This is a genomic window from Idiomarina rhizosphaerae, from assembly GCF_024159085.1.
In the GTDB taxonomy this organism is placed as follows: Bacteria; Pseudomonadota; Gammaproteobacteria; order Enterobacterales; family Alteromonadaceae; genus Idiomarina; species Idiomarina rhizosphaerae.
Genome location: NZ_JAMZDE010000005.1, coordinates 320,560 through 332,966, shown reverse-complemented (window position 1 = coordinate 332,966; position 12,407 = coordinate 320,560). Strand labels below are relative to the sequence as shown.

At 47.8% G+C, this 12,407-nt stretch carries 13 protein-coding genes and 1 rRNA gene; 10 read left to right on the top strand and 4 right to left on the bottom strand.

Annotation, left to right across the window (positions count from 1 at the left end; translation table 11 throughout):
- The 3 genes from rrf to NJR55_RS05595 all read left to right on the top strand — a co-directional run.
- Positions 1 to 92, top strand: a 5S ribosomal RNA gene (rrf, locus tag NJR55_RS05605); the annotation flags it as partial.
- 246 nt (positions 93 to 338) lie between these two features.
- Positions 339 to 890: a cytochrome b gene (locus tag NJR55_RS05600; protein ID WP_253618583.1), complete on the top strand. Its 552-nt coding sequence runs from the start codon at positions 339 to 341 to the stop codon at positions 888 to 890.
- A complete protein-coding gene (locus NJR55_RS05595; protein ID WP_253618582.1) occupies positions 890 to 1,471 on the top strand; it encodes a YceI family protein in 582 nt (193 codons plus the stop codon). The genes NJR55_RS05600 and NJR55_RS05595 overlap by 1 nt, the downstream gene beginning before the upstream one ends.
- A 19-nt stretch (positions 1,472 to 1,490) precedes the next feature.
- Here NJR55_RS05595 and NJR55_RS05590 read toward each other — a convergent pair whose 3' ends face one another.
- Genes NJR55_RS05590 through hemC form a run of 4 tightly spaced genes read right to left on the bottom strand, consistent with a single transcriptional unit; the run spans position 1,491 to position 5,448 of the window.
- Positions 1,491 to 2,654 (bottom strand): heme biosynthesis HemY N-terminal domain-containing protein, encoded by a 1,164-nt coding sequence (locus NJR55_RS05590; RefSeq protein WP_253618580.1) that lies wholly within the window; start codon positions 2,652 to 2,654, stop codon positions 1,491 to 1,493.
- Positions 2,651 to 3,778: a uroporphyrinogen-III C-methyltransferase gene (locus NJR55_RS05585; RefSeq protein ID WP_253618572.1), complete on the bottom strand. Its 1,128-nt coding sequence runs from the start codon at positions 3,776 to 3,778 to the stop codon at positions 2,651 to 2,653. The genes NJR55_RS05590 and NJR55_RS05585 overlap by 4 nt, the downstream gene beginning before the upstream one ends.
- Complete coding sequence (locus NJR55_RS05580) at positions 3,771 to 4,532, bottom strand: uroporphyrinogen-III synthase (RefSeq protein ID WP_253618569.1); 762 nt, start codon at positions 4,530 to 4,532, stop codon at positions 3,771 to 3,773. The genes NJR55_RS05585 and NJR55_RS05580 overlap by 8 nt, the downstream gene beginning before the upstream one ends.
- Positions 4,507 to 5,448 (bottom strand): hydroxymethylbilane synthase, encoded by a 942-nt coding sequence (gene hemC, locus NJR55_RS05575; protein WP_253618567.1) that lies wholly within the window; start codon positions 5,446 to 5,448, stop codon positions 4,507 to 4,509. Before hemC ends, NJR55_RS05580 begins: the two co-directional genes overlap by 26 nt.
- A gap of 92 nt (positions 5,449 to 5,540) precedes the next feature.
- Here hemC and lptM point away from each other — a divergent pair, with 92 nt between their 5' ends.
- The 7 genes from lptM to uvrD all read left to right on the top strand — a co-directional run bounded on the left by lptM (position 5,541) and on the right by uvrD (position 12,363).
- On the top strand, positions 5,541 to 5,687 hold the full coding sequence (lptM, locus tag NJR55_RS05570) for an LPS translocon maturation chaperone LptM (RefSeq protein ID WP_253618565.1): 147 nt from the start codon (positions 5,541 to 5,543) through the stop codon (positions 5,685 to 5,687).
- Positions 5,684 to 6,946, top strand: coding sequence for a diaminopimelate decarboxylase (lysA, locus tag NJR55_RS05565; protein ID WP_253618563.1), 1,263 nt, complete (start codon positions 5,684 to 5,686; stop codon positions 6,944 to 6,946). Before lptM ends, lysA begins: the two co-directional genes overlap by 4 nt.
- Positions 6,947 to 6,948: 2 nt before the next feature.
- Complete coding sequence (gene dapF / locus NJR55_RS05560) at positions 6,949 to 7,776, top strand: diaminopimelate epimerase (protein ID WP_253618561.1); 828 nt, start codon at positions 6,949 to 6,951, stop codon at positions 7,774 to 7,776.
- Complete coding sequence (locus NJR55_RS05555) at positions 7,773 to 8,468, top strand: DUF484 family protein (RefSeq protein WP_253618559.1); 696 nt, start codon at positions 7,773 to 7,775, stop codon at positions 8,466 to 8,468. The genes dapF and NJR55_RS05555 overlap by 4 nt, the downstream gene beginning before the upstream one ends.
- Complete coding sequence (locus tag NJR55_RS05550) at positions 8,455 to 9,357, top strand: tyrosine recombinase XerC (RefSeq protein ID WP_253618557.1); 903 nt, start codon at positions 8,455 to 8,457, stop codon at positions 9,355 to 9,357. Before NJR55_RS05555 ends, NJR55_RS05550 begins: the two co-directional genes overlap by 14 nt.
- A 26-nt stretch (positions 9,358 to 9,383) precedes the next feature.
- Positions 9,384 to 10,094, top strand: a complete 711-nt coding sequence (locus NJR55_RS05545) for an HAD-IA family hydrolase (protein ID WP_253618555.1) — start codon at positions 9,384 to 9,386, stop codon at positions 10,092 to 10,094.
- A gap of 97 nt (positions 10,095 to 10,191) precedes the next feature.
- Positions 10,192 to 12,363, top strand: a complete 2,172-nt coding sequence (gene uvrD, locus NJR55_RS05540) for a DNA helicase II (protein ID WP_253618553.1) — start codon at positions 10,192 to 10,194, stop codon at positions 12,361 to 12,363.
- The last annotated feature ends 44 nt before the right edge of the window (positions 12,364 to 12,407 follow it).

The window sequence follows — 12,407 nt, the reverse complement described above, 5'->3', positions numbered from 1 at the left end:
CCACCTGAATCCATTCCGAACTCAGAAGTGAAACACACCAGCGCCGATGGTAGTGTGGGGTTTCCCCATGCGAGAGTAGGTCACCGCCAGACTACCAATAAAACAGCCCTCAGCTCACGCTGGGGGCTTTTTTTATGTTTGTTCATCCGCGCTTGCTCGCCTGTCCATATCCCGCTTTATGCCAAACCTCCTCCGGAGTTTAACTACCGACCACCCCACCTGATGCAGGAGCATCAGGCTACTAAATTCTATTAATTAGATGTTAATCTACTAATAATACGTATTTTCATTCTATAAATATGAACTAATATAAAACTTAGGCAAATCAGGAAAACTTTATGTGGAAAAACACATCAGAGAAGTACGGTTTAACAGCAATATTAATTCATTGGCTGTCGGCTTTAATAGTATTTGGTTTATTTGCTTTAGGCTGGTGGATGCTAACTCTGACCTACTACGACGAGTGGTATCGTCTGGGTCCCTGGTGGCATAAATCGTTTGGTATTACCTTGCTTATCGTAACGGTTTTACGAGTGCTCTGGACTTTAATCAATACTAAGCCTAAACCTTTAGGTAGCAAGTTCGAGCGGTTAGGAGCAAAAGCAGGCCACTTTTTACTTTATTTACTGCTATTCACAGTAATGATTAGCGGTTTTTTGATTTCAACAGCAGATGGTAGTTCTATCAGCGTATTTGACTGGTTCTCGGTACCAGCAGTAATAACCGATTTACCAAAGCAAGAAGATATTGCTGGTGACATACATTGGTATTCAGCGTTGTCTTTAGTGATCCTGGCTGGTGGGCATGGGTTAGCAGCGCTGAAACATCATTTTATTAATAGAGACAGCACACTTATTCGAATGTTTGGAAAAACTAAGAGGAAATCATAATGAAAAAGACATTAATTGCAGCCGCTGTAGCGGGTAGTGCGTTATTTACGTCGGCAGCTATGGCTGAAGACTATAAAATTGATACTGAAGGTCAACACGCCTTTATTGAGTTTAAAATTAGTCACTTAGGCTACAGTTGGTTATACGGCCGTTTTAACGACTTCGAAGGCTCCTTTAGCTATGACGAGAATGCACCGGAGAATGCCTCTGTTAACGTCACAATTGATACCTCCAGCGTTGATACTAACCACGCAGAGCGTGACAAACACTTACGTGGCGATGACTTCTTGAGTGTTTCTGAGCACCCTACTGCAACGTTCAAAAGCACTAAGTATGTTCCGGACGATGACGATAAAGGTGAAGGTACTATGTATGGAGAATTCACCCTTAATGGTGTAACCAAAGAGATAGCTATCGAAGTTGAGCATGTTGGTGCAGGTAAAGATCCATGGGGCGGATTCCGTCGTGGCTTCGAAGGTGAAGTAGACCTAACCTTGGCCGATTACGGAATTGACTATAACTTAGGCCCAACGGCTAAAGAAGTTGAGCTGACGCTGTCAATTGAAGGTATACGTCAATAATTACAGCGCCAACGTTTAACTAGTGAGCTAACGCCTCTTTATAGGCGTTAGCCGCTAGCTGACTATCACCAAGAGCATGATAGGCATTGCCCAATAAGCGGTATACGTGACTGCTCGGTTCAATTTCTGCTAACTTTTTCAAAGCTCGTTGTGCTAACGAGAAATCCTGATTATCCATAGCGATTTGTGCAAGAGCATAAAGGTAATCTCTATTTTCCGGATCTTGTTTCAACTGAGCTTGAACAAACTCCAGCAACTTTTCCGATTTCGCATTAAATAAATGCAAAGAGTTAACGGCAGCCGGTTGCAACTCCCCTCTTTTTAACCCTTTTAAAACCACTCTGGCAGAGACTTCATAATCACCTAAATGCTTTAACGCGGCCGCATAACTCAACCTGATGGTTGCGTCGCTGCGTTGTTTACTGGGAAGGCTACGCCACTCGTTGTACAGCATCTCGTTACTTCTGCGCCCCTCAGCAACAAAGCGTTCAAAATAGACTTGATATTCGAGACGGTCAAATTCCGCTGGAGCAAGGTCGGTTACACGGCGCAACTCTGGCAATAAATCTTTCAGTTGCTGCCAGTTTCCGGATGCTTTAAAGACACGGTACGCTAACTTAAGTACATTTGCAGAGTGTGGTTTAGCCTCTAATAAGCCTCGCATCTCTTTATCCGCTTCTGCCGGGTCTTTTTTTACCAACTGCTCAATGGAAACAAGCTGAAGCAGTGTATCTGCATTATCATAAAATGCCCCTGCTTCATCGTGCCAATAAGTTGCTTTTCCGGCGTCTTTATTGAGGCAGGCGGCAACTGCGGTTAACGCGGCAATGTTGTTGTCAGGAGATTTTTTGTAGGCTTTAGACAGGCTCTCAGTCGCTTTTTCGGGGTTATCATCCAGCAGTTCGCGTATGCCCTGCTGAAAAATGTTCTGAGCTTTACGTTCGCTTCGATTTGCCAACCACTTCCGACCCTGACGGGTTTTGCTAAGCAGCCGGCGCAGTAATGAAACAACAACACTGAGCACAGCAATTGCTACAATAGTAACGACAAACAGGCCGACGACTGTCGTTTCAATCGCTACTCCGGCAAACTGAACTAAAACATAGCCTGCGTTACCTGACGCGAGAGGCCCAATAATGGCTCCCAATATAATGATGACAACCAGAGCGATGATCCATTTCATGAGGCATCTCCCTGCTCAATAGCCTGAGCGATGAAGTCCAGCGATTCAAGTTGCTCTATACTCTGCTGCTCGAAGTCTTCCTGACTCAGCGACTGAATACGCGAAATAATATCCTGTGAAGCTGCACCATCGCCTTTTACCTGCGCAATTAGCTCAGATAACTGTTCCAGGTAGCGTTGCCACAATTCATCATTATTTTTTACAGCCGCCTGTTGAGCCAGAGTAAATAGTAGTTGAATGCGTTCGTTTATTGCTGTGCGCTGGGTCGCACTCAGTAGAGGTTCAGGATCGCTTTCCACGGGTTGAATGCGGATAAAGTTATCAAGGAATGACTGCCAGTTAGCACTCAGGTTCGTTTGCCAGTCATTAACATCGTCACTGACATTCTGAGTGTCAGAACTTAAGCGTTGTTGATTACTGTTTACTTCGTCGGGCAGGTCAGATACGCGTTGTTGCAGACCCACGAGTTGCAGTGCCAGGTCAGTATTATCGGCTTTAACTGCGGCGTTTACTCGTTCAATATCGCCTGCCAGTTTCTCACGGGTGCGAATTGCGTTACGGCTGTCGATACCCGATAGCTGCTGGTCGGCTAGCTTTAGAAGTTGTAGCGCCGCTTTATAGTCGTCCTGACTCCACATCATTCGTGCGGCCGCAGATAAGGTCTGCTTTATTTCTAGTAGACGCCAGTAAGCTGCTTTCTCGGCAGGCGTTTTGCGCATGTCATCGCGTAGATCCTCAATACTTTGACGCACACTAGTTAACTCGCGCTCTAACTGTTGATCGGTGTTACTCAACTTATCTAGCTCGCGAGCCTGAACGGTGCTTTGCAATTGTTGCTCTAAATTAGCAATTGAACGTTCCAGTTGATTAAAGCGCGTTTCAACCGGATCTTCCTGCGGTTGTTCACTAACCTGCTCAGAATCTGCCTTAAATAAACCAGGAAAACGCGTATAGCCCCAGTATGCGGCGGCAACAATAGCAATTAAAACAATAAGCCAGACTAAGCGTTTGAAGAAACGTCCGCTACTTTTCTCCGCGGTTATGGTTTCTTCTTCTGTGCTCTTGTCGCTATTTTGTTCATTACTCTGAACGTTTTCGTTCTCTACTTTATTCTCTTCAGTCATGAGTTTTTCCATCCGCTATTAGCGCATTCATTAATATGCCGTCCGCTGCACTGCCTGTTACTTTGATATTGTCTGATTGTCCGAAAGGAATCAAACCTTTCAGGCGATGACTGGGAACTATCCACTGACTGCTCTCCAGCCAGTTTTGGGCAGAATTTGGCATAGACGACAAAAAGTACCCCAGTTGTTCAGCGCTGGTAACAACAATAGTACCAACTGAGCTTATCCACTGCTGAATCAGTTCAGGGTCGTTCAATGTGAGTTGTTTTCGACGATACACTTCCCAGTAATCGACAGAAGCTCCGCGGGCTCGTATGGCATCCGCCAGTAACTCACGACCGCCTTCTCCGCGAATGATCAACCAGTTCTGTTGCTGCAATTTTTGTAGTTCAGACAATTCTAGCAACCCTTCCGACTGATGTATGAAGGTCGGACAGCTAACTGCTGTGTTTAAATGTCTGCACGCAAAAGAAGCGGTTCCCGGACCTACTGCATAGTATTTAGAAGGAACTCCGGTAAAACCGGCCAGAGCGGCATAATGAGCAGCATTTTTACTGACAATAACAATGCCATCCCAATGCTTTTGTTTAAGCTGGGTCAACTGCTCTTTATTCACAGGCAAAGGCTCTATCTCAATGAAACTGTGGACAAAGCATTCTCTGCCGGTTTCGCGCAGCTGACGAGTAAAGTCGTCCGGACTATTCCCCGGACGCAGCAGTAAAACCGCTTTATGAGTGACTGGATTCACTGTCATAGACTGCGCTCAGAATTTCGGCTGCACCTTGTTTAAGTAATCGCTCAGCAAGCTCTGAACCTAACTCTTCAGCTTTAGACGCCGGGCCACGCACTTCATCACGAAGCACTTTGCCGCCGTCAGGCTCACCAACCAGGCCGCGTAAATAGACTTCATCACCTTCAAGCTCTGCATAAGCTCCAATAGGCACCTGACAGCCGCCATCCAGCCCGCGGTTCATTGCCCGCTCAGCTAACACCCGGGTACGGGTTTCTTGACATTGCAGCGGTGCCAATAAGCCTTTCATTTCTTCGTCATCGCTGCGGCACTCAATACCCAGTGCGCCTTGTCCATTAGCCGGTAATGACTGCTCCACCGGAATAAAGGAGGTAATGCGGTCGCCCAGCTCTAATCGAATTAAGCCTGAGGCGGCCAATATAATGGCATCAAATTCGCCGTCATCCAGTTTGCGTAAACGTGTCTGAACATTGCCGCGTAAATCTTTTATGACTAAATGCGGAAACTGCTCTTTTACCTGGCAGCGGCGGCGCAAACTACAGGTTCCGACTACCGCGCCCTCCGGCAGTTCATTAAGGTTTTTGTAGTTGTTGGATACAAAAGCATCGCGCGGATCTTCGCGCTCACAAATGGTGTGAAGCTCCAGCCCCGGTGGGAACTCAACCGGTAAGTCTTTCATGCTGTGTACGGCAATATCTGCACGGCCTTCCAGCATCGCCACTTCCAGTTCTTTTACGAACAAGCCTTTACCGCCAATTTTTGCCAGCGGGGTATCCAGAATGACATCGCCCTTGGTCGACATAGGAACCAGCTCCACCGACAGGCCCGGATGCAGCTCTTCAAGGCGTTGTTGAATGTGTTCAGCTTGCCATAAAGCCAGCTTGCTTTTGCGTGTTGCAATTCTAACGCGTTGGGTCATTCGTTTTCCTTTACGACGATTAATGACTTTTTAGGTATCTGGTGCGATGATAGGCATCATAGAAACCCAAACGGAATACCTATAGTTTAGCGATGTTTAGTCGAATTGTAATCAAGACGCTGGTGCTATCAGCCATTTTAATGACTTTAGTCGGTTGTGGTCAGAAAGGACCACTGACGCCTGAGCCTATGCCAGAGCAAAATACACCTGCAGAGCCGCCGACGGAAGACACCAAATGAGCGAATTAATTGACTATAAAAATGGTCAGTTTCATATTGAAAACTGCGACGTCGAGAGTCTTATTGAGCGTTTTAGTTCGCCTTTGTATGTTTATTCCAAAGGTCAGATTCTAAAAAACTGGTGTGAGTTTCAGCAATACTGGCCCGCACCTCATAAGCTGTGTTATGCGGTAAAAGCCAATAGCAACTTAGCTATTCTGCAGTTACTGGCCGAGCATGGCGCGGGTTTCGATATTGTTTCAGGTGGCGAGCTTCAGCGCGTACTCATGGCTGGTGGTAAAGCTGGCGACGTGGTCTTTTCCGGTGTAGCGAAGTCAAAAGACGAAATCATTATGGCGCTGGAAGCGGGCATCGGCTGTTTTAATGTAGAGTCTGAGGCGGAGCTTGAGCGTATTCAGGACATTGCTGCAGCCATGGACAAACAGGCGTCGGTTTCCATACGGGTAAATCCTGACGTTGATGCCAAAACGCATCCGTACATTGCCACAGGCATGAAAGCCAACAAGTTTGGCATCAGCATGTCACTGGCTAAACCTGTGTTCCTGCGGGCGCATAACTTACCCAACATTAATCTGATTGGTGCGGACTGCCATATTGGCTCACAAATAATGACAGCCGAACCTTTCCTCGATGCCGCGCAACGCATGTTTAATCTGGTTTCGGAACTGGAAAAAGAGGGTATTAATTTAACGCACCTGGATTTAGGTGGTGGCTTTGGTGTGGCTTACCAACCGGAAGAGCCTTTGGATAAAGCCTTTTATTTAAAAGAGCTGGTTAAGTTAGCCGAGAATTACCCGCAAATTACTATGGTACTGGAGCCCGGTCGTGCGATTACCGCCGATGCCGGCGTTTTGCTAACCACGGTGGAATACATTAAACCCTCAGAAGATAAGAATTTTGTGTTGGTTGATGCCGGTATGAACGACTTAATACGTCCGTCCTTGTACCAGGCCTGGCACGATATTTTACCGGCGCACGAAAATAAGCGCGGCGGCGACCAGCTGAATGATATTGTTGGCCCGGTGTGTGAAACTGGCGACTTTTTCGGACACGCACGGCATTTAAATGTGCAACAGGGCGATGTACTAGCCATTAAACATGCCGGTGCCTATGGTTTTACTATGGCATCTAACTATAACAGTCGTGGCCGCCCGCCCGAGGTTTTGGTCTCGGGTGATAATGCTACACTGATCCGCGAACGTGAAAGCTTTAACGATCTCGTCCGGGGCGAGCACTTGTTACACCAGGAAGGCAAATAAAAATGTTATTACATTTTTCAAAAATGCACGGGCTCGGCAACGACTTTATGGTGGTGGATAACGTCACTCAGAATTTATATGTGAACCCAGATCAAATACGCCGCTGGGCAGACCGGCACACGGGCATTGGTTTTGATCAAATGCTGTTAGTTGAGCCGCCCTACGACCCCGATTTGGATTTTCATTACCGCATTTTTAATGCCGATGGTAGCGAAGTTGCTCAATGTGGCAACGGTGCCCGCTGTTTTGCGAAGTTTGTAAAAGCTAAGAACTTAAGCAATAAGAATCATCTTAAGGTCAGTACCAAAGCCGGAAAAATGGTTTTGCACCTGGAGAAAGACGGTCAAGTGACTGTGGATATGGGCGAACCTTTATTCGAACCGGCAGCGGTGCCGTTTAAGGCGCAAAAAGCAGAGCAGACTTACGTTTTAAGAGTAAAAGAAGAAACGGTTCTTTGTGGTGTTGTGGGTCTTGGCAATCCGCACTGTGTTATCGCCGTGGATAACGTCGATACTGCACCAGTGGAAACCCTCGGAGCTGCCCTTGCAGCGCATGAACGCTTCCCCGAAAGCGTGAATGTAGGCTTTATGCAGAAAGTATCGGCTGATGAAATTAAACTGCGTGTGTTTGAGCGTGGCGTAGGTGAAACCATGGCGTGTGGTAGTGGCGCCTGTGCGGCAGCTGTAGCCGGTATTCAGCAAGGTTTATTAAATGAGCGAGTAAATGTCAGCTTGCCCGGCGGGGACTTAATTATCCGTTGGCAGCAGGGGCAGCCTGTAAAAATGACCGGCCCCGCAGAATTAGTTTACGATGGACAGATGGTGTTATGAGTAGCGAATCGAAGATGATTGCAAATGAACGTTTAGACGACAGCCTGATAAGAGAATACTTACAAGAGAATCCTGATTTTTTCACGAGAAACGATGACTTACTGGCTCAGTTACAGTTTCAACACAGTGAAAAAGGCGCCGTCTCGTTAATTGAACGGCAGCAACAAAAGCTGCGTTTGCGCGTACAGCAGTTGGAAGAAGAAATTACCGAGCTGATGATAAACGCGCGCCGCAATGAAGCTATTTTCTCCGCTTATAGCAACTTATACGTGAGTTTGTTGCGCTGTCGGAGCCTGAGCCAGGTTCTGGATGAACTGCAAAACACCTTTGAGAATGAGCTGGAAATGCCGGCCTTGTCGTTGAAGTTTTTCGACAGCCCGGTGGATTTAGGCGAGCAATACAGCTTTGCGTCCGACACTCACAAAAAGCTACTAAGCAAACGTTTCAATGAAAGTTCTATCTATCTTGGTCGTTTAACTGAGCAAGAGCATAAGCTGTTGTTTCAGGACGAAGAGATAGCTTCTGTGGCACTGCTTCTGTTGGGCGACAACGGTGAGCTAGGTATGCTGGCGGTCGGTAATACTAACGCCAGTCACTTCGAGCCGGCAATGGACAAGTTACTGATCAATCAGCTACAGGCTTTGCTTAGCGCATTGTTACCGGGGCTACTGCAAAACCATGAAGCTGCATGACTGGCAGCAAAAATGGATGCAACAACTGCAGGGAGAGCGGGGGCTAGCTGAGCTAACGCTAAAGAACTATCAGCGCCTTATTGCGGCTGATATCGCGGCTCTTGAACTGCAAAAAATAACGGAACCTAAAGCGCTGCGTGTCCCTGTTATTGAACGGCTTTTAGTTGGCTGGCGGCGTAATGGACTGGGTGAACGCAGTATTGCTTTAAAATTGTCAGCGTGGCGTACCTTCTGCCAGTTCATGGTGGAATCTAACGCAATGGATGACAACCCTGCTATGTCGGTATCGGCACCGAAAATCCCCAAACGTTTACCCAAAAACCTCGATGTGGACAGTATCTCTCATTTGCTGGATTTACCCACAGATGATGACTTAGCCATTCGCGACGCCGCCATGATGGAGCTGCTCTATGCCAGCGGCATTCGTCTTGCGGAGCTGGTGAGCCTTGATCTGGACCACATTGACCACCGTATGATGCAATTACGAGTGACCGGTAAAGGCAGCAAAACGCGCATTGTGCCTTTTGGCCGTTGTGCTGAAAAAGCCTTAAAAAAATGGTTGTCGGTGCGTCAGGCCTGGTTAAATCAAAGGCCTGAGCTGGCGCTTTTTGTGAGTAAAAGGCTACAGCGTATTAGCCCCCGTACCGTGCAGCAGCGTCTGAATTACTGGGGTAAACAACAAGGAGTGGTGGGTGACTTGCACCCGCATAAGTTACGGCATTCGTTTGCCTCTCATATGCTGGAATCCAGTGGTGATTTGCGTGCTGTGCAGGAAATGCTTGGACACGCTAACTTATCCACAACTCAGGTGTATACTCATCTGGACTTTAAGCGTTTAGCCAGTGTTTATGACAGCGCCCACCCGCGCGCCCGGAAAAAATCGACTTAACTTTTATCAAATAAGAGTAACCCGTTATGCAGTTCCACCGCCGCTGGCATTTACCCAAAGTTATCAGTTTTGATTTAGACGACACGCTTTATGACAATGTACCGGTTATGCAACGTACGGAAGAAGTTGCGCACAGCTATATTGCAGAACAATACCCGCAAACTGCTGAGTGGGACATGCATCACTGGCGCCGCTTCCGTGATGAGGTGAGCCGTACGGATGAAACTCTCGCCAGCGATATGACTAAACTGCGCCTGAAAACCCTGGAACTGGGGTTAGAGAAATTCGGTGTGGATGATTCGGCACGGGCAGCGAACACCATTATGGATGTGTTTTTGTCCGAGCGTAGTAACTTTGAAGTGCCACAAGACAGTATAAAATTATTGGAGGCCCTGTCGCAGCGTTACAAATTAATTGCGCTGAGTAATGGCAATGTTAATGCGGATAAAATTGGTCTGGCTAAGTACTTCGAGCTGGTGATTCAGCCCGGAGAAGGCATTCGCGGCAAACCCCTGCCCGATATGTTCGCCGCCGCTGAACGAAAACTGCCCGAATGGCAACCGCATGAGTTCTTACATGTGGGAGATCATCCATATTCCGATATTCTTGGCGCGCAGCGTCATGGCTGGCAGTCCGCCTGGCTAACTTCAGGGCTGGGCACGCAAAAGCATATGTCTGTTTTGCCGACAGTGACTTTGCACAATCTGAATCAGCTACAGCAGCTCTTACTGGATTAAAACACGTAAACAACTACTGGTTGCTTATACAGTGATGCACTATTACACTGACGCCATAACGTAATACAGTTCTTACTAATGATTTAGGTGACCGCTAATGAGTACACACCCGCTTCTGGCAGATTTAAACGAACGACAGCAGCAGGCCGTATCTGCAACCGACGGTCACATGCTGGTTCTGGCCGGAGCCGGTAGTGGTAAAACCCGTGTGTTGGTGCATCGCATTGCCTGGCTTATTCAGGAACGGCAGTATTCGCCCTTTAGTATTCTGGCCGTTACCTTTACCAATAAGGCAGCTGCCGAAATGCGCGGACGGGTTGAGCAACTGGTAGGCAGCTCGGTGCGCGGTATGTGGATTGGTACCTTCCATGGTCTGGCGCATCGTTTATTGCGTGCGCATTATATGGACGTTGGCCTGCCGCAAAACTTTCAGATAATTGACAGCGACGATCAGCAACGGCTTATTAAGCGTTTAATTAAAAGCTTAAATCTGGATGACAAACGCTGGCCAGCAAAACAGGCACAGTGGTACATCAATGGTAAAAAAGACGAAGGTCTGCGCCCGCAGCATATCGAAACCTACGACCCTACAGAGCAAACCTTAAAAGAAATCTATACTTTGTATCAGGAGAGCTGTGACCGAGCCGGCCTGGTGGATTTTGCCGAGTTGCTGCTGCGCGCACACGAGTTACTGCGTAATAACCGCATTGTCCGCGAGCACTATCAGAACCGTTTTCGCCATATTCTGGTCGACGAGTTTCAGGACACCAACTCCATCCAATACGCCTGGATCCGATTATTGGCTGGTAGCCAGAACAGCGTGACCATTGTCGGTGACGATGATCAGTCTATTTATGGCTGGCGCGGTGCCAAAGTCGAGAATATTCATCAGTTTTTATCGGACTTTGAAGGCTCTGAGACTATCCGTCTGGAGCAAAACTATCGCTCTACCAGCACCATTTTGCGAGCCGCAAACTCGGTTATTTCCAATAACTCGGGGCGTCTGGGTAAAGACTTATGGACTGACGGTAACGACGGCGAGCCGATAAGCCTGTATGCGGGCTTCAACGAAATGGATGAAGCCCGCTATATTGTGGCGCGAATTGAAGAATGGCGTGATCAGGGTGGTTCGCTACAGGACTCGGCTATTTTATACCGAAGTAACGCACAATCACGTATTTTAGAGGAAGCGTTGCTGCATGCGCGCGTTCCGTATCGTATTTATGGCGGCTTGCGCTTTTTCGACCGTCAGGAAATAAAAGACGCACTAGCGTACTTGCGAATTCTCGGCAACCGCGACGATGACGCCGCCATTGAACGAGTGATCAATACACCAACGCGAGGCATTGGTAACCGTACTATGGATATGATCCGCCAGGCTGCCCGAGAACGTGAAGAGTCCTTATGGCAGGCGGCAAAATATATGGTCAACGAAAAGCAGCTAGCCGGGCGGGCGCGTAACGCAGTGGGTTCGTTTCTGGACTTTATCGAGAGTTTAGACGACGAAACCGAAGAGTTTTCGTTAGGTCGCCTGAGCGATGAAGTGATTAAGAAAAGCGGGCTGATGGCCATGTACGAGGCCGAAAAAGGCGAAAAAGCGGAAACCCGGGTCGAAAACTTGAAAGAGCTGGTCACCGCCTGCGAAAACTTCACTCTGGATGACGCCGAAGAAGATATGACACCGTTGAATGCGTTTCTGGCACACGCTTCGCTAGAAGCTGGTGAAGAACAGGCTGATGAGTATCAGGATGCGGTACAGCTGATGACATTGCACAGTGCTAAAGGTCTGGAATTTCCCTTAGTGTTTATGACCGGTGTGGAAGAAGGCCTGTTCCCGTCTCAGCAGTCCATGGATGAACCCGGAAGGCTGGAAGAAGAGCGTCGCCTTTGCTACGTCGGTATGACCCGGGCAATGGAAAAGTTAGTGCTTACTTATGCCGAGCAGCGCCGTATTTACGGTCAGGAGTTGTTCCATAAAGTCAGTCGCTTTATCAGTGAAATACCGGCGGATACTCTGCATCAAGTACGGCTGCAAACTAAAGTTGAAAACCCTAACAGTTACGGTCGCTTCAACAATGCCGCCAGCCACGAAAGCTTTGAGCAAACCGGTTATTCATTAGGCCAGCGCGTGCGTCATCCTAAGTTTGGCGAGGGTACTGTGCTGAACTATGAAGGTACCGGTCCGCAATCCAGAATTCAGATTAACTTCGACAATGTCGGCAGCAAGTGGCTGGTTGTTGCTTATGCACGACTGGATCCCGTTTTCTGAAGTGTAAAGAGGTGATCAAAAACCGCATTCTTCGACTACCCTTA

Excerpts from the sequence above, each read along its gene's own strand:
- NJR55_RS05600 (WP_253618583.1), top strand. The coding sequence starts at position 339 with ATGTGGAAAAACACATCAGAGAAGTACGGTTTAACAGCAATATTAATT.
- NJR55_RS05595 (WP_253618582.1), top strand. The coding sequence starts at position 890 with ATGAAAAAGACATTAATTGCAGCCGCTGTAGCGGGTAGTGCGTTATTT.
- NJR55_RS05590 (WP_253618580.1), bottom strand. The coding sequence starts at position 2,654 with ATGAAATGGATCATCGCTCTGGTTGTCATCATTATATTGGGAGCCATT.
- NJR55_RS05585 (WP_253618572.1), bottom strand. The coding sequence starts at position 3,778 with ATGACTGAAGAGAATAAAGTAGAGAACGAAAACGTTCAGAGTAATGAA.
- NJR55_RS05580 (WP_253618569.1), bottom strand. The coding sequence starts at position 4,532 with ATGACAGTGAATCCAGTCACTCATAAAGCGGTTTTACTGCTGCGTCCG.
- hemC (WP_253618567.1), bottom strand. The coding sequence starts at position 5,448 with ATGACCCAACGCGTTAGAATTGCAACACGCAAAAGCAAGCTGGCTTTA.
- lptM (WP_253618565.1), top strand. The coding sequence starts at position 5,541 with ATGTTTAGTCGAATTGTAATCAAGACGCTGGTGCTATCAGCCATTTTA.
- lysA (WP_253618563.1), top strand. The coding sequence starts at position 5,684 with ATGAGCGAATTAATTGACTATAAAAATGGTCAGTTTCATATTGAAAAC.
- dapF (WP_253618561.1), top strand. The coding sequence starts at position 6,949 with ATGTTATTACATTTTTCAAAAATGCACGGGCTCGGCAACGACTTTATG.
- NJR55_RS05555 (WP_253618559.1), top strand. The coding sequence starts at position 7,773 with ATGAGTAGCGAATCGAAGATGATTGCAAATGAACGTTTAGACGACAGC.
- NJR55_RS05550 (WP_253618557.1), top strand. The coding sequence starts at position 8,455 with ATGAAGCTGCATGACTGGCAGCAAAAATGGATGCAACAACTGCAGGGA.
- NJR55_RS05545 (WP_253618555.1), top strand. The coding sequence starts at position 9,384 with ATGCAGTTCCACCGCCGCTGGCATTTACCCAAAGTTATCAGTTTTGAT.
- uvrD (WP_253618553.1), top strand. The coding sequence starts at position 10,192 with ATGAGTACACACCCGCTTCTGGCAGATTTAAACGAACGACAGCAGCAG.